This window comes from Limosilactobacillus mucosae (assembly GCF_013423865.1).
GTDB classification, from domain to species: Bacteria; Bacillota; Bacilli; order Lactobacillales; family Lactobacillaceae; genus Limosilactobacillus; species Limosilactobacillus mucosae.
In genome coordinates, this window is sequence record NZ_CP058954.1 from 1,763,739 (window position 1) to 1,780,068 (window position 16,330).

The following is a 16,330-nucleotide window of genomic DNA, read 5'->3' on the forward strand; positions in this document are numbered from 1 at the left end:
AGATAGTAATGAATATAATGTTCAGTTTTATTTTTCCAAGGTTGTCTCAGTACGGTTGGCGGATTATCATAATGTTACCGCTACCAAAGTATCACGGAGGAATTAACTATGGAACAAACTTTTGTCAACGGCAAGGTATTCGTCGGTACCAGCGAAACTGATTTTGTCTCTGCCTTTAAAGTTAAAGATGGCCGCATCAGCTGGATTGGTCAGACTGAACAGGTTGACGATCCCCAAGCGATTGATCTGCATCAGCAAACGGTTTTGCCTGGACTGATCGATTGCCATACCCATCCCAAATATATCGCGGATGCTCTCCACGGGACGGCCTGTACGCCCCCTAACGTCAACAGCATTCAAGAAATGATCGCCGCCCTCAAGGCATCCCCGCAGTATGGTCAAGGCCCGGATGTCTGGATCGAGGGCTGGGGCTTTGACGAAACCAAGCTGGCAGAACATCGCGCGCCAACCGTTGACGATCTGGACCAAGTTACTACCGAACAGCCGATCTTTATCTACCGTTCCGACTGTCATTCATCAGTTGGCAACTCAAAAGCCTTGGCACTGGCCGGTATCGATCAAAACACCCCAGATCCAAAAGGCGGCCATATCGAACGTTTTCCAGATGGTCGTCCCACTGGCTTTATGCGTGAGGTAGCCGCCAGTCAGCTGCTGATTCGAGCCAAGTCGGCGCAAAGCTATGAAAATGACGTGCAAAACATGGTCAACAGCTCCGATCATTACCTTGAAAACGGCATCGTTGCAATTGGCGAAATGATGGGTCGGCTCAATCCCTACCCTACGCTGCGCCTTTATCAGGATGCCGTCAAGCAGGGCTTTAAGCCACGAGCCTCCATCTATTATGTCTATGATGAGCTGAAGCCTGGTCAAGACCTTGATCCAGTGGGCGATGATCAGCTGCGGGTAGCCGGCATCAAGATTTTCATGGACGGCAGTATTTCTGGCGAGACCGCTGACAACTCATTGCCTTATCCCTCTGGCAAACGTGGTGTTTTGCTTACTGACCAGACCAAGCTGAAGACGGCCATCGAATTTGCCCAAAAACATCAGCTGCAGGCCGCCATTCACGCAATGGGTGATGCGGCAATTCAGCTGGTTTTAGATACGACCTGTGATTTAGATCCTTGGCTGGATGATATGCCTTCAATCCGTATCGAACACGCTTCGCTGCTTAGCGACCAGATGCTTGATCAGATCAATCACGCCAAAATGTGGTACGGTCTCTCCACCCAGCCAATCTTTTTCTTTGCAGAAGATGAATCCTATCGCAGCTATTTGACGCCGGAACAGTTCAAACTGGCCTACCGTGTTAAATCAATGCTTAAATCAAAGGCACTGACGACTTTAAGCTCTGATGCGCCATGCACTCCCTGGGCCGAGCCTGACAGTCCTTTCTACAGTATCTATGCAGCCGTAACGCGCCAAGCTGCCAATAATGACGTTGTAAACATTGAAGAAGCCATTACCGTTCCGCAGGCCATCTTAGGCTATACCAAATGGGCAGCAGAAATTGGCGGGTTTACACATAACGGAACGCTAGAGGTTGGTAAATCAGCTGACTTTGTAATTTTAAACAAAGATATCTTCAGCGCCGCAAAAGATGAACTGGCAACCGTAAATGCAAACGAAACCTGGTTTAAGGGCCAGCGCGTCTACCAAAAGGCATCGAAATAAGCATTCAAATTGATTATAATCAGTCTGACCGTCACCAATCCATTTGATTGATGACGGTCAGTTTTTATTTATTCAGCATGATATGGCGTCGTGCATAATCGACCAGCAGCTCAACCGGCGTAGTAAAATCATCATTAACCCACCAAACCAGCAGCATATAGATTCCGCCAGACTGGTAGCTGATTGCATAGTCTGAAAGATCAAGTTCTGGATGATACTCAATCAGCAAACGATGCAGGTAAGCTGTTTGCTGATTGAGCAGTTCACCTTCAAAACCTGCTTTCAACAAAACACGCATCAAATCCGGATGATTCTTGAAGTGGCTAAGATAGGCCGTAAGCTGCTGTTCCAATGAATTCAGGTCATGTTCTTTGATATCTTGAATAAAAGCAGCAAATTCCTGTTGCAAAAAATGCGTCAAGATTGCATCCTTGCCACCGAAATTACGGTAAAAAGCCATTCGCGACACCATGGCTCGTTGTGCGATTTCAGCTACCGTTAGTTCAGCATAAGGCTTTTCCTTAAGCAGCTCGAACATTGCTTGCTCAATTTTCAGTTGTGTTTTTTGACTCTTTTTATTCATTAATGTTAATTCCTCGCTTTCCTAAAAACGATTGACAAATGAAAGCGTCAACAATATTATAAAAGCATAGTTACAGGTGTAACGATTTTTAGTATTGAAAGGAGCGAGCATGATGCATTATACAAATGGAAACTACGAGGCGTTCGTTAATGCTGACAAGCCAGCCGATATCGAAAAAAAATCGGCATATATCATTGGAGCAGGTCTGGCTGGATTAGCTACAGCCGTCTTTTTGATTCGTGACGGACAGATGCCAGGTAAAAAGATCCATATTCTTGAAGAATTATCAGTTCCAGGCGGCAGCATGGATGGAATTTACAGCGTTCAGCGCAATTCCTATATTATTCGCGGCGGCCGTGAAATGGAACCGCATTTTGAGACGCTTTGGGATCTGTTTCGTTCGATTCCGTCACTGGAAGTCCCCGGTGCTTCAGTATTGGATGAGTTCTATCGTCTAAACCGTAAAGACCCTTGCTATGCTAAAACTCGTGTCATTCAGAATCGCGGTGAAGCTTTGCCAACCGATGGACAGCTGCTGCTGACGCCAAAAGCAGTCAAAGAGATCGTTGACTTGGTTTTAACGCCAGAAGAAAAACTTCAGGACGTCAAAATCAATGAGGTCTTTGACAAAGAGTTCTTCCAATCCAATTTCTGGCTCTACTGGTGTACGATGTTTGCCTTTGAGCCATGGGCCAGCGCCATGGAAATGCGTCGTTATCTGATGCGGTTTATCCAACACGTCGGTACGCTCAAAAATCTTTCATCACTGCGTTTTACCAAATTCAACCAATATGAGTCATTGATTCTCCCAATGGTTAAATTCTTAAAGGATCATGAGGTTCAATTCCATCAAGAAACCATCGTCGACAACATCATCGTTAACCGCTCTGGTGATGACAAGCTTGCCACTAAGATCGAGATGACAGTTGCTGGTGAGCCGCAAAATATCGAACTGACACCAAATGATCTGGTCTTTGTAACAAATGGTTCGATCACCGAAAGCACCACGTACGGCGACAATGATCACCCTGCACCAACCGATCATCCGCTTGGCGCTAGCTGGCAGCTATGGAAGAACCTGGCAGCCCAAGACAGTGATTTTGGTCATCCAGAAAAGTTCTGCGAGCAGATTCCAAATGCAAACTGGACCATGTCGGCTACAATTACTTTTAAAAACAATGATATCGTACCATTTATTGAAAAAGTAAATAAGAAAGATCCGCACAGTGGCTCGATCGTAACCAGCGGCCCTACAACAATCAAGGACTCCAACTGGCTCCTAGGCTATTCGATCAGTCGGCAGCCTCATTTTCATCAACAGAAGCCTAATGAACTGATCGTCTGGCTGTACGGTCTCTTCTCTGATAAAGCCGGCAACTATGTTAAAAAAACGATGCCCGAATGTACCGGTATCGAGCTATGTGAGGAGTGGCTATATCATATGGGTGTACCAGAAAATGATATTCCAGCCATGGCAAAAGCAGCAACAACGATTCCTGCTCACATGCCGTATATCACATCCTACTTTATGCCGCGATCCTTGGGTGACCGTCCATTAGTCGTACCAAAGCATTCCAAGAATCTAGCCTTTATCGGCAACTTTGCTGAAACGCCACGTGATACGGTCTTTACAACTGAATACTCCGTTCGCACTGCCATGGAAGCCGTCTATACGCTGCTTGACATTGACCGGGGCGTTCCAGAAGTATTTGCCTCAGCCTTTGACGTTCGTTTGATGATGAATGCCATGTATTATCTTAATGATCAAAAGAAATTAACTGAACTGGACTTGCCATTGTCTCAGAAACTATTAGTTAAAGAGGGACTCAAAAAAGTCAAGGGAACCTATATCGAAGAACTCTTAAAAGAATATCGGCTGATTTAAGCCTAGTAACAATCAGATCCGGTCAGTACCAAAATGGTAATGACCGGATCTTTTTCAACAAAAAAACCGATGAAAAATCATCGGCATACAAAAAGCGGAAGACGGGATTCGAACCCGCGACCCCCACCATGGCAAGGTGATGTTCTACCACTGAACTACTTCCGCAAGAAATGCACCCAGAAGGAGTCGAACCTTCAACCTTCTGATTCGTAGTCAGACACTCTATCCAATTGCGCTATGGGTGCATAATAAATATTCAATTCAAGCGGAAGACGGGATTCGAACCCGCGACCCCCACCATGGCAAGGTGATGTTCTACCACTGAACTACTTCCGCATAATGTTTATTAATGAATCGGGAATACAAGATTTGAACTTGCGACCTCTTCGTCCCGAACGAAGCGCTCTACCAAGCTGAGCTAATTCCCGATTAATGCACCCAGAAGGAGTCGAACCTTCAACCTTCTGATTCGTAGTCAGACACTCTATCCAATTGCGCTATGGGTGCATGAAATAATGGAATCAAGCGGAAGACGGGATTCGAACCCGCGACCCCCACCATGGCAAGGTGATGTTCTACCACTGAACTACTTCCGCAAATGTTTATTTAAATTCGCTGATAACGTATCAACAGTTATATATATTACCGATAAAAACGTTTAATGTCAATACTAATTTTATATTTTCGTCAATTATTCCGATATTTATTAATTTTGACCTGAATGAAACCAACTTGGCAGATTGCCTCAAGCCGACATCTGGAAGCGGTTGCTGAATAGCGTTATAATTAAGACAAAATTTGGGGAAAGGAGCTGAAAATTATGAAAAAATTCTCGCATCGGCAAAAATTGTTCATGATTTTAGCTGTCGCCTTAGTAGCCGTGCTCCTGCAATACGCTTTTAAGCAGGCACTGGCTGCCCAGATTCTGGTAACCATCGTGGGAGCCGGTATCGCGCTTTCAATGCTGATTGAGATGATCCATACTCTTAAAAGCGGTCGCTATGGCGTTGACCTGCTGGCAATCATCGCCGTTGTCTCCACTCTAAGCGTCGGTGAGTATTGGGCCGCTATGGTGATTTTAGTAATGCTGGTCGGTGGCGACGCTTTGGAAGACTATGCCTCTCGTAAGGCCAACTCTGAGCTTAAGGCATTGCTTGACAACTCGCCGCAGTCTGCACACCGGCTGATGAACGATCGGATTGAAGACGTTCATGTCGACCAGGTTAAGGTTGGCGATACGATCGTCGTTAAGCCTGGCGAGCTGGTACCAATTGATGGCGAAATCATTAAAGGCAATACGCAGGTCAACGAATCATCGCTGACCGGTGAATCAAAGCCAATCGATAAGCAGGTTGGCGATCAGGTAATGTCAGGCTCGCTGAACGGCGATCAGGCAATCGTCATTAAAGCAGTCAAATTAGCGCGTGACAGTCAGTATCAAAAACTGGTGGCCCTGGTTAAAGAGGCGGAGAACACCCCGGCTCACTTTGTCCGTTTGGCAGACCGCTATGCCGTTCCCTTTACTGCGGCTGCCCTTGTAATTGGTGGCATCGCTTGGATCGTCAGCAAAGATCCCAGTCGTTTCGCTCAAGTAATGGTTGTCGCTTCACCATGTCCACTGATTTTAGCGGCGCCAGTTGCCATCGTTTCGGGGATGAGTCGGGCCTCACGCAGCGGGATCATCGTTAAGACTGGCAGCGTCCTGGAAAAAATGGCGCATCCGAAAACCATGGCCTTTGACAAAACCGGTACGATTACCAGCGGCCGGTTGACCGTTGATCATCTTGAACCGGCCAAGGGAATCGACATTAAGGAACTGCTGCACTTTGCTGCCAGTGCCGAGGACCAGTCGCCACATATCCTTGCCCGTTCAACCGTCGCCTATGCGCAAGCACACCAGATTCCGCTTAGTTCTGCCAGTGAATTAAAAGAGGTTGTCGGCAACGGGATCTTAGCAATCGTTGATGGTCGACAAGTCAAGGTCGGCAAGCTGATCTTTGCTGATCCAGATACGACCCAAAAGCCGCTGTCTCAGACTGCAATCTATGTCAGCGTGGATGATCAGTATTGGGGCTGCGTGATTTTTCAAGATCAGATTCGTCCTGAAGCGCCACGTACTATGGAGCAGCTGCGTCAGCTGGGCGTCGAGCACCTGGTTATGCTGACTGGCGATCAAAAAGCCATTGCGCAGCACGTTGCTAAACTGGTCGGCATCCATGAGGTAAAAGCTGACCTATTGCCCGAACAAAAGATTGCGGCCTTAAAAAACGTTCCGGAAAATCGCCGTCCTGTCGTAATGGTTGGTGATGGCGTCAATGATGCACCCGCATTGGCAACTGCCGATGTCGGAATCGCCATGGGTGCTCATGGATCAACGGCAGCCAGTGAGTCTGCCGATCTGGTAATCGTTAAAGATGACCTGCACCGGGTTGCCATTGCCGTTACGATCTCACAAGAAACCATGCGCATTGCTCAACAGGCCGTCTTGATCGGTATCGGTATCTGTACGGTTTTAATGCTGATTGCCGCATTTGGCATCATCCCTGCATTTATCGGGGCAATGCTGCAGGAAGTAATTGATACCGTCTCGATTCTTTGGGCATTAAGAGCTCGTCACGGGACGTCTGATATTGATGACTGACCCAACTTAAAACAGCGTTGTGTTGGACACTAAAGTCTGCACAGCGCTGTTTTTATGATTAGATCATTTATTCATTAGCGATTACCGAACTGAGCTTTTGAATCGATCCGACATCCCCAACAACTGAGATATGATCGCCATAATGAAGCATGTCGTCGGCTTGTGGCAGCTTGTTAACCTGCTCTCCGCTGACAATGGCAATCACATTGACTTGATAAGTATCGCGCAGATTAAGCTCTTTTAGCGTATGCTCACAGAAATCTGGACTCTTAACCTCGATTTCGGCCAGCGTCAGTTCATGATTCAAGATCAAATAGTTGGCAATATTTAAATGCAGCTGATGAAATACCATTCGTCTGGCCATGTCACGTTCCGGACGCACGACATAGTCAGCCCCAATTTTTTCCAGCACCCGGGCATGATTTTCGTTTTCTGCCTTACAGATAATGTTTTTAGCGCCCAACTCTTTAACGATCAGGGTTGCCATGATACTGGCCTGAATATTGCCCACCGAAATATAGACATTGTCAAAGCTCCCTAGATCCAGCTCGCGCATCGCTTCTTCATCTTGAGCATCGGCAATGACTGCTCGCGTTACCATATTGGCATATTCATTGACGACATCTTCATTCTTATCAATGGCCAAAATATCTTGATGCGCCTCGGCCAAAGTTTCACAGACCGAGCTGCCAAACTGACCGATACCAATTACTGCATAGTTGTTTTTATTAGCCAATCAAAACCCCTTCTTCCGGATAGCGATAGTTCTTTTGCTTTGGATGAGCATTTAAAACCGTAAACATTACGGTGTAGATGCCAACCCGACCGATAAACATCAATGCCATAATGATCAGTTTGCCAAACAGATTCAAATGCGACGTAACCCCCATGCTGATACCCGTCGTCCCAAAAGCAGCCATAACTTCAAAAATAATATCTTCCAAAGTAAAATTGGCTGGCAAATGCTGTGTCAGACACAACAGCAGGATTGCCGCGGCAAGAATTGCAAAGGCAACAAAAACCAGCGTCAGCGCCCGAAAAATATTTTCTTCTTTAAAGCGGCGTCTGCCAAAAACCGTATCGCGCTGACCTTTTAAAGTGGCAATACTCTGCAGCGTCAACAGCCCAACCGTAGTCGTTTTGATCCCACCAGCCGTTGATCCTGGCGTCCCACCAATAAACATCAAGATTACCGTTACCGCGATGCCAGCCGGTGAAAGATTTTGATAGGAAAAAGTCGTCAGACCGGCTGTCCGTGGCGTAATAGCCATAAAAACAGTATTGATGAAACGATGCTCGACTGACATATGTGGAAACTGAGCAGCTAGATTATTTTCAGTCAAAAAATAGCTCATCAGTGATAACAGCAGGATAATGGCGCCAGTCGACAGCGCCAGTGAGGTATGCAGCGACAACCGATGCTTTTTTCGATAAAGCAATAGATCACGCCAAACCAAAAAACCAAATGAACCAGCAATAATCAAAACCGCCATGATAAACAAGACATATGTATCATCGGCAAATGACGCCAGACTGTTGCCAAACAGATCAAAACCGGCATTACAAAAAGCTGAGATCGAGTGAAAGATACTGTACCATAGCCCCTTGATCAAACCAAACCGGTGGCCAAAATCAGGCCACAGCAGCAAGGCGCCTAAAGCTTGAATGATCAGTGACAGACCAACGATTAGATTGACAATAGTAATCTGTGCTGGCGACTGCAGGTTCAATGATTCTTGGGCTAACAGACGTGCTGAAAGCCTGATCTTTTGACGCGCAAACAAAAACATCATGATTGCAAACGTCATAAAACCCAGTCCGCCAATCTCAATCAAAGCCGTAATTACCAGCTGACCAAACAAAGACCAGTGAGTCGCCGTATCAACCAGCGTCAGTCCAGTCACGCAGGTTGCACTGGTCGCGGTAAAAAATGCCGTCATAAATGATGGGTCCTCGCCAGGCTTGATTGCAATCGGCAGCATTAAAAGCAGCGTACCGATTGCAATCACGATCAAGAACCCAAACGTCAAGGCTTTTGAGAATGAAAGGCGATAACGACCAAACGTGATCATTTTTATGGCTTCCTTTCCCGATTAAAACTTCTAAGAACAACTATATCAGCGATCAAACGCAAAATAAATCAAAAAACGACTGTACCTTACTTCAGGACAGCCGTTTAATAATAATGCGGATGAAGGGACTCGAACCCTTACATCATAAGATACAAGAACCTAAATCTTGCGCGTCTGCCAATTCCGCCACATCCGCAAGTAAAGCATTAAAAAATGGAGGATACAGGGCTCGAACCTGTGACCCTCTGCTTGTAAGGCAGATGCTCTCCCAACTGAGCTAATCCTCCGTATCAGATATGAAAATCAACAGTTTAATTATACATATCTGAATAAACTCTGTCAAGAACTCAACTACTTTAGGTTCAGTTCCGTCAGCTTATCATCAACCAATTGCAAAACCTGATCAGCTGCATAGGGATCTTCGACAAAATCATATTTGTCTCCATCAATCAGCATTTTAGGACTTTCATCATAGCTGGCATACCAGTCAACATAGCGCTGATTCAACTCGCGATAGTATTCATAAAGACTTGGGTCATTTTCAATCTGTTCAAACGAACGGCCGCGTTTCTTGATTCGCTTCAGCATCGTTTCAAATGAGACCTGAATACTGATCAAAAGACTTGGTGCTTTAGTATGTGCCTGCTGAGGCAATTCTTCCATCATATTGCCCAAAAGCGAGGAATAGATGTCAGCTTCAGTCTGTGTAGCTCGCCCCAAATCGGCATTCAGCCGAAAAAGCAGGGCATCTTCAAAAATTGAGCGGTCTAAAACGTTCAGATCATTATCAAATGAATTCTTGATCTCGGCCAAGCGTTTGTTTAAAAAGTAGATCTGCAGCAAAAAGCCGTATTTCTTAGGATCTTGATAAAACAGCGGCAGGATTTCATTGTCATCAACCGATTCATAGAAAGCCTGACTGTCCAAATGATCAGCCAGCATCCGCGTTAAACTGGTTTTTCCCGCACCAATAGTTCCTGCTAGTACAATCATTGCTTTTCCCCTTTTTCCATTTTCTAAAAAGACACGAGCTATATTGTATCATCTTTGATCCGCCACCGTGAGTAAAATGTTTTTCATTTATCAGTCAACATCATAAAGTCTCAACTAATCAACGAGCCGTCCTTTTTTTTAATATTTTACTGCTTAGCACTAAATGGCTTTTGGCTGATCGCATTTTTACAGTCTGCATCATCATCAACAGCCCCCACAATAAAATCCCCGCCAAAACCGGCGAGGATTCGATAATTATTCAGCTTCTTTTTCCGATTCAGAAACGAATGACTCACTATTGTTGCTCCGTGACAGATCAACGTCCTTGAGAGGAATCAAGTGCGTCTTGTAACGAACCTTATAGTAGATGAATAAAATCAAGAACAATGGTACGGCCATGTAGGTGATGGCGATATTTGACCAATCCATCTTGATAAAGGCATCAATGTTTTGACCACACATTACGACGACACACAAGATCAAGGCAAAGATTGGGCCAAACGGAAACAGCGTAGCATGATACTTTAATTCGCCAACCTGATGTCCCTGCGCAATAAAGGCTCGCCGGAAGCGCAGATGCGAAACGGCAATTCCCAGCCAAGCAATAAAACCGCACAGACCAGATGCCCCAATCAGGTAATTATATGCTTCGGGACCGATAAACTGTGTCAAATAAGCCAGACACGAGACAACCATGGTGCCCAACAATGCATAGATTGGAATCCCACGTTTGTTGACATAGCCAAAGATCTTCCAGGCATAGCCTTCCCGCGCCTGTGAGAACAGCATCCGCGTCGAGGCGTACAGGCCAGAGTTGGCTGCCGAAATCACGGCCGTTAAGATAACCGCGTTCATGACACTGGCCGCTGCTGCCATCCCTGCCCGCTTAAAGACAATCGTAAATGGACTCATCGTAATGTTCTGCACGTTTGAATTCAACAAGTTTTTGTTGGTATATGGCAGAACGCAGGCAATGACAAAGATTGCAAAAATGTAGAACAGCAAAATCCGCCAAAAAGTTGAATGAATAGCCTTGGAAACCGATTCTTCCGGCGTAGCAGCTTCACCAGCCGTAATTCCAATCAATTCAGTACCTTGGAATGAGAACCCAGCAACTAAGAACACACTCAAAATCCCTGACCAGCCATGAACGAACGGTGCGTCCTTGTAGTGGAAATTCTTCATGCCAACCGGTCCTTGACCACCCATGATTCCAAAGATGATGCAGACCCCAACGACCAAAAAGATGACGACCGTTACGACCTTGATCAAAGATAACCAATATTCCGTTTCACCATATGAACGAACTGAAAGATAATTGATCAGAAAAATCGCAAGCAAGACAAACGTACTAAACAGCCAGCTTGGAAAATGCGGCAGCCAATATTGGAAAACCAGCCCCGCCGTCGTTACGTCAACTGGAATCGTAATGGCCCAGTTAAACCAATAATTCCAACCCATGGCAAAACCTAATGCCGGATCAACAAACTTTGTTGAATAGGTGGCAAAAGAACCCGAGACTGGAATATAGGTGGCCATCTCACCCAGACTGGTCATCAAGAAATAAACCATGATCCCCATGATGGCATAAGCTGCTAAAGCACCACCCGGGCCGGCCGTTGAGATTGCCGAACCGCTGGCAATAAACAGTCCCGTCCCAATCGTACCGCCAAGAGCAATCATTGACAGATGGCGCGTTTTCAATGTCCGTTGAATATGACCCTCACTGCCTTCATGACTGTTTTCGCTCATGAAAAAATCCTCCTCAAATTTATTGGCGAGAAAGGCAAACAAAAAGAGCCGGCAAGCCAGGACTTCCCTGCTTGTCGACTCAACTTAACTTCGTAATTGTTGAATCAATCATGGAAGCGCCCCGCAGAAGCTTCTGCGACAGTCCGTAATTTATTTAACTACGGCCCAACGCGTAAAGCCTTCAGTCGATACGCGTTTCGGCGAGCATCCCTTTCAGCCAGGCATTGATTCTGAAGCATCCAGCCTGGTCTACTGATGAGACTCGCACCTCTTCTCTTTTACACATTATTTGATTATAACTCACTTTTGATTTTAAGCAAGTTTTAATTTTCTACTTGATTTCTTTACCATCAGCAGTAATGTACTTCTCACCACGCGAGCTGCGCGATAAATCGGCTTCCTGCAGCGAAAGCAGGTGCGTCTTATAGCGGAACTTGTAGTAGCAGAACAGGATCAAGAAGATCGGCACTGCCATGTAGGTAATCAAGATGTTGTCCCAATCTAAGTGAATGAATGCTGGAATGTTTTGACCAACAATCACAATCATACAGAAGACAAAAGCAAAAATTGGACCAAATGGGAACATGGTCGCATGATACTTCAGCTCGCTCAGCTGATGTCCCTGTGCAACAAAGGCCCGCCGGAACCGGTAGTGAGCCATTGCAATCCCTAGCCAGGCGATAAAGCCAGACAACCCGGATGCATCAATCAGGTAGTTGTAGGCGTTGGCACTGACAAAATGCAGCAGGTAGATCGCCAGCGAGACGGCCATCGTCCCCAGCAGCGCGTAGATTGGAATCCCCCGCTTATTAACGTAGCCAAACCCTCGCCATGCATAGCCTTCTCGTGCTTGCGAGAACAGCATCCGCGTTGAGGCATAAAGTCCTGAGTTGGCTGAAGAAATCACGGCCGTCAAGATTACCGCGTTCATCACACTGGCTGCCGCTGCCAGGCCGGCTCGCTTAAAGACAATCGTAAATGGCGACATCGCCACGTCTTGAACGTTGCTGCTCAAAAGGTTTTTGTCGGTATATGGCAAAATGCAGGCCATGACAAAGATTGAAAGAATGTAGAACAGCAAGATCCGCCAGAAGGTTGAATGAATGGCCTTTGGAACGGATTTTTCCGGCGTGGCGGATTCACCAGCCGTAATGCCGACCAGTTCAGTACCCTGAAATGACATCCCGGCTACCAAGAAAACGGTCAGGATGCTGGGAAAGCCGCCAACAAACGGTGCTTTTTTGTAATGGAAGTTTTTTAAGCCGATTGGTCCTTGACCACCCATAATCCCAAAAATAATCATAAAACCAACAATCAAGAAGACAATGATCGTCACGACTTTAATGATTGACAGCCAGTATTCAGTCTCACCATATGAGCGTACTGACAGATAATTGATCAAAAAGATTACCAGCAAAACAAAGCCACTAAAAATCCATTCAGGAAACTGGGGCCACCAGAATTGAATGATAACTCCAGAGGTAACCGCGTCAACGGCAATCGTAATCACCCAGTTCAGCCAGTAGTTCCAACCCATGGCAAAACCCAATGCTGGGTCAACAAACTTGGTACAGTAGGTAGCAAACGATCCCGTCAATGGAATATAGGTTGCCATCTCACCCAGGCTGGTCATCAAAAAGTAAACCATGATTCCCATCATGCTGTAGGCGACCAAAGCCCCACCAGGCCCAGCCGTTGAAATTGCCGAACCACTGGCAATCATCATCCCGGTACCAATTGAACCGCCCAAAGCAATCATCGACAGGTGCCGCGTCTGCAGCGTCCGTTTCATATGGCCGGAATTGCCAGTTATTGTCTGACCTTCCGTACCACCATTCTTTGCCTCTCCACTCATCGTAAATGGATTCCTCCTCTATGACAATTTCGAGCGCCAGTTATACATTTCTCATGGATAAAGTATAAGGTGTGCATACTTAATATGATTAAACATTTTAGCGCAATTTCAGCAAAAAAGCCATATCAATTGGACTATCTGCCCAAATTGGCTTATCTGCGACAACAAAAAAGATTATACAATAAAATAAATATTTAAACAAGTTTATGCATGTAATTATAAAGCTTTAACCATTTTCAAATAACCGTTTTCATTACCGATCTGATCAAATTTAAACTTTTTCAATAAAGATCTCGAACGTAGGTTATCAATGGCCACATACGCCTGCAGCCGCTTAATATCACTATTTTTTGCCAACGCTTGCAAAAAAGCTGCGAGCGCCTCACTCATAATTCCTCTTCCCCAACGATCGCGTCTCAGTAAATATCCCAGCTCCATAGCGTGGGCCTGATAGTTTCCATCACTTGCATATATTGGGAATAAGCTGATCAAACCGACCAGCTGCCCAGCTGGATCAGTAATTAATAAAAGCTGCTGCTGCCCAAGCCAGTTATTGACCGCCCAGCCGCGCATCATTTGATCATCTGGCAGCTGCAGTCCGCTTAATCTAACCAGTTCACCATCGCTTAATAGCTTCAAGACAGCCTGAAGATCATCTTGACAGCCCATTTTAATTACGAGACGGGCAGTCTTGATTGGCCAAAGCAATTGTTTGTGCATTATAATTTCACCTACCAGGATCTTTTTTCAGGAGTGTTTTTAATGGAAATCATTCAAAAAAATTTAAGTACCGCAAGCTATCAAACCAAAGCTGTGCTGACTGGCTATCTGCAGACACCTGTTCCCAAATCGCCGGTGCAGCAGTTCCGTCCACTGATTTTTGTCCCTGGCGGCTCAATGACGCATATTCCAGTCGAACAAACTGAGAAGACTGCGCTCAGTTTTTCAGCTCGTGGCTTTCAGGTTTTCGTGCTGCGCTATACCTTCACCAGCGAGCGTCAGCCGGTTTATCCAAATCCACTGATCGATCTGGCATTAGCCGTTGCGCTGCTTAGAAAACAAACCGCAGCCTGGCATTTAAAAACTGATCAGCTGACGATCATAGGCTTTTCAGCTGGCGGTCAGGTTACCGCGCTGTATAATGACTACTGGCATGAAGAGTGGCTCAGCAGACTCAGTGGCGCTGCCAGCGATCAGCTCCGCCCCAATGCGGTTATCCTAGGCTATCCCGTCATCGACCTTAACCTTGGCTTTCCTAAAGACGCTACAACGCGTGCCAAGTGGGCCGATGATCCAACTCGTTATAATGCCGCGGCACATGTCAACGACTTAAACGCGCCAACCTTTATGTGGACGACTTTTACCGATCAGGTTGTACCAGTGCAAAATACGCTTAGCTACAGCCAAGCTTTGCTGGCCCATCAGATTCCCCAAGAATTGCACGTTTTTGCGCATGGCCCGCATGGAATGGACATTGCCAATGCCTTGGTTGCCCATCATGATGATGTTGATCAGCCCCACGTTGCCCACTGGGTTGAACTGGCATGTGAGTGGCTTGACGATCTATTTAAATAAAATTACCCAGGAAATATAAAATACCCGGTGTCGATTTTAAAAGAGACACTGGGTATTTTGATTCAAAGTTTCGAATTAGCGGTCTTGCGCCAACGTCTTTTTATATCATTGGCAAACGTTAGGTAAAGCGTCTCGGAAATCTGCAGCCAGGCATAGGCCAGCAGCATCGCTCCGACCGTATCAAACGGATAGTGAGCATAAAGATAGATGCGCGAAACGGCTACCAAGAAAACGGCCATGATCAACAGCAGCTGGCAAATCACCCGCACTGCAGCATTTTTAATCAATGGCACCACGATCAAAAACAGCACGGCAGCCACCAGAAACGTCCCCATCACATGTCCACTGGGAAAACTGTAGCCATGGTCGCCAGTCGGATGCTGCAGGGGCCGATCCCGCTTAGCCAGGTACTTGACGATCTCATCTAAAAGGTCACCGACAATCAGCGTTAGCCAAGCCCAGAGTGCCGGTACCTTATATTTGAAGCCCCAGAGAAAAAAGGTGATGATCAGCATCCAGACAAGGGCCATCTTAGGGCTGCCCAAAAACGAAACGACTACCATTATATGATAGGTTGCATTGGGCGTATGGTTAGGATTTGGTGCCAGCAGCGCCTGGAAAACCGAATCCAAAACCTGCAGGATCATTGAGTTGCTCATTACCATACCAGCGACAATCAAAAACAATACAAAGCTTACCATGAACCGCTTCCAACGATTCGGATCTTGTCCTATCAGCATGTTAAAATTGCTCCTTTGTTGGATCTTGTCATGACATCAGCCACAATAAATTTAATTATATCACACCCTACCGGTTCCTAAAGTGGTGTTCAGAGAATAACAGTCGATTAATCAGATCACCCAGACCAAAGCCCAGCGTAATCGCACCAGCAATTACCAAAATCTGATAAAGATATACCAATGCCGCACCGTTGCTGCCCAAAACAAAACTGCGCACCATCTTATAGGCTTGTCCACCAGGAACCAGTGGCACCAGCGCGGGAACGTTAAAGATGATCATCGGCATTTTTTGCCAGCGGGCGGCCGCCATACTCAAGACGCCAATCATAATGGCAGCCAGCAGATTGCTTAAAGCCAGCCCCAGATGCAGCTGATAATAGACTGCCCAGTAAAACGCCCAGCTGGTACCACCGATTGCACCTGCACAATGATAGGCCCGGCGCGGTATGTTCAGTAAAATTCCAAAACAAATTGTCGAAAGGTCAGCCAGCACAAATTCAAAGATTAATCTAACCCAAAAGTTTTCCATGCTCTACCTC

At 46.1% G+C, this 16,330-nt stretch carries 13 protein-coding genes, 8 tRNA genes and 1 riboswitch; of the genes, 4 read left to right on the forward strand and 17 right to left on the reverse strand.

The features are described from left to right. Positions 1-108: 108 nt before the first annotated feature. Positions 109-1,695 (forward strand): amidohydrolase, encoded by a 1,587-nt coding sequence (locus H0G69_RS08775; protein ID WP_006500637.1) that lies wholly within the window; start codon positions 109-111, stop codon positions 1,693-1,695. 64 nt (positions 1,696-1,759) lie between these two features. Here H0G69_RS08775 and H0G69_RS08780 read toward each other — a convergent pair whose 3' ends face one another. Continuing rightward, on the reverse strand, positions 1,760-2,278 hold the full coding sequence (locus H0G69_RS08780; RefSeq protein WP_006500638.1) for a TetR/AcrR family transcriptional regulator: 519 nt from the start codon (positions 2,276-2,278) through the stop codon (positions 1,760-1,762). A gap of 112 nt (positions 2,279-2,390) precedes the next feature. Between H0G69_RS08780 and H0G69_RS08785 the strand changes: the two genes are divergently transcribed. Then, entirely contained in the window at positions 2,391-4,163 is a 1,773-nt protein-coding gene (locus H0G69_RS08785) for an oleate hydratase (protein ID WP_180304720.1), read from the forward strand. A gap of 93 nt (positions 4,164-4,256) precedes the next feature. Here H0G69_RS08785 and H0G69_RS08790 read toward each other — a convergent pair. The 6 genes from H0G69_RS08790 to H0G69_RS08815 form a co-directional block, all read right to left on the reverse strand. Then, positions 4,257-4,328, reverse strand: a tRNA-Gly gene (locus H0G69_RS08790). Between the two features lie 6 nt (positions 4,329-4,334). Next, a tRNA-Arg gene (locus H0G69_RS08795) sits at positions 4,335-4,408 on the reverse strand. 19 nt (positions 4,409-4,427) lie between these two features. After that, a tRNA-Gly gene (locus H0G69_RS08800) sits at positions 4,428-4,499 on the reverse strand. A gap of 18 nt (positions 4,500-4,517) precedes the next feature. Next, a tRNA-Pro gene (locus H0G69_RS08805) sits at positions 4,518-4,591 on the reverse strand. A gap of 5 nt (positions 4,592-4,596) precedes the next feature. Further along, a tRNA-Arg gene (locus H0G69_RS08810) sits at positions 4,597-4,670 on the reverse strand. 17 nt (positions 4,671-4,687) lie between these two features. Next, a tRNA-Gly gene (locus H0G69_RS08815) sits at positions 4,688-4,759 on the reverse strand. A gap of 224 nt (positions 4,760-4,983) precedes the next feature. On the opposite strand from H0G69_RS08815, the gene H0G69_RS08820 reads away from it, so the two are divergent. Further along, positions 4,984-6,804, forward strand: coding sequence for a heavy metal translocating P-type ATPase (locus H0G69_RS08820; protein ID WP_180304721.1), 1,821 nt, complete (start codon positions 4,984-4,986; stop codon positions 6,802-6,804). Positions 6,805-6,871: 67 nt separating this feature from the next. On the opposite strand, the gene H0G69_RS08825 is transcribed toward H0G69_RS08820, so the two are convergent. The 8 genes from H0G69_RS08825 to H0G69_RS08860 form a co-directional block, all read right to left on the reverse strand. Then, positions 6,872-7,540 carry a potassium channel family protein gene (locus tag H0G69_RS08825; RefSeq protein WP_006500641.1) on the reverse strand — a complete coding sequence of 223 codons (669 nt, stop codon included), beginning with the start codon at positions 7,538-7,540 and terminating at the stop codon, positions 6,872-6,874. Next, positions 7,533-8,876, reverse strand: coding sequence for a TrkH family potassium uptake protein (locus H0G69_RS08830; RefSeq protein WP_180304722.1), 1,344 nt, complete (start codon positions 8,874-8,876; stop codon positions 7,533-7,535). The genes H0G69_RS08825 and H0G69_RS08830 overlap by 8 nt, the downstream gene beginning before the upstream one ends. 114 nt (positions 8,877-8,990) lie before the next feature. Continuing rightward, positions 8,991-9,072, reverse strand: a tRNA-Leu gene (locus H0G69_RS08835). An 18-nt stretch (positions 9,073-9,090) separates the two neighbouring features. Continuing rightward, a tRNA-Val gene (locus H0G69_RS08840) sits at positions 9,091-9,163 on the reverse strand. Between the two features lie 64 nt (positions 9,164-9,227). After that, positions 9,228-9,869: a deoxynucleoside kinase gene (locus H0G69_RS08845; protein ID WP_180304723.1), complete on the reverse strand. Its 642-nt coding sequence runs from the start codon at positions 9,867-9,869 to the stop codon at positions 9,228-9,230. 255 nt (positions 9,870-10,124) lie between these two features. Beyond that, the gene (locus H0G69_RS08850) at positions 10,125-11,621 is read right to left on the reverse strand and encodes an amino acid permease (RefSeq protein WP_180304724.1); all 1,497 of its coding nucleotides are present in this window, start codon (positions 11,619-11,621) and stop codon (positions 10,125-10,127) included. Between the two features lie 106 nt (positions 11,622-11,727). After that, positions 11,728-11,902: riboswitch (Lysine riboswitch) on the reverse strand. Between the two features lie 50 nt (positions 11,903-11,952). After that, positions 11,953-13,476 carry an amino acid permease gene (locus H0G69_RS08855; RefSeq protein WP_045025299.1) on the reverse strand — a complete coding sequence of 508 codons (1,524 nt, stop codon included), beginning with the start codon at positions 13,474-13,476 and terminating at the stop codon, positions 11,953-11,955. Between the two features lie 216 nt (positions 13,477-13,692). Next, entirely contained in the window at positions 13,693-14,196 is a 504-nt protein-coding gene (locus H0G69_RS08860; RefSeq protein WP_180304725.1) for a GNAT family N-acetyltransferase, read from the reverse strand. Positions 14,197-14,238: 42 nt separating this feature from the next. Here H0G69_RS08860 and H0G69_RS08865 point away from each other — a divergent pair, with 42 nt between their 5' ends. Beyond that, positions 14,239-15,051: a lp_1002 family arylesterase gene (locus H0G69_RS08865; RefSeq protein WP_180304726.1), complete on the forward strand. Its 813-nt coding sequence runs from the start codon at positions 14,239-14,241 to the stop codon at positions 15,049-15,051. A 62-nt stretch (positions 15,052-15,113) separates the two neighbouring features. On the opposite strand, the gene H0G69_RS08870 is transcribed toward H0G69_RS08865, so the two are convergent. Continuing rightward, positions 15,114-15,791: a phosphatase PAP2 family protein gene (locus H0G69_RS08870; RefSeq protein WP_180304727.1), complete on the reverse strand. Its 678-nt coding sequence runs from the start codon at positions 15,789-15,791 to the stop codon at positions 15,114-15,116. Positions 15,792-15,858: 67 nt separating this feature from the next. Then, entirely contained in the window at positions 15,859-16,320 is a 462-nt protein-coding gene (locus H0G69_RS08875) for a threonine/serine exporter family protein (RefSeq protein ID WP_180304728.1), read from the reverse strand. Positions 16,321-16,330 lie beyond the last annotated feature (10 nt).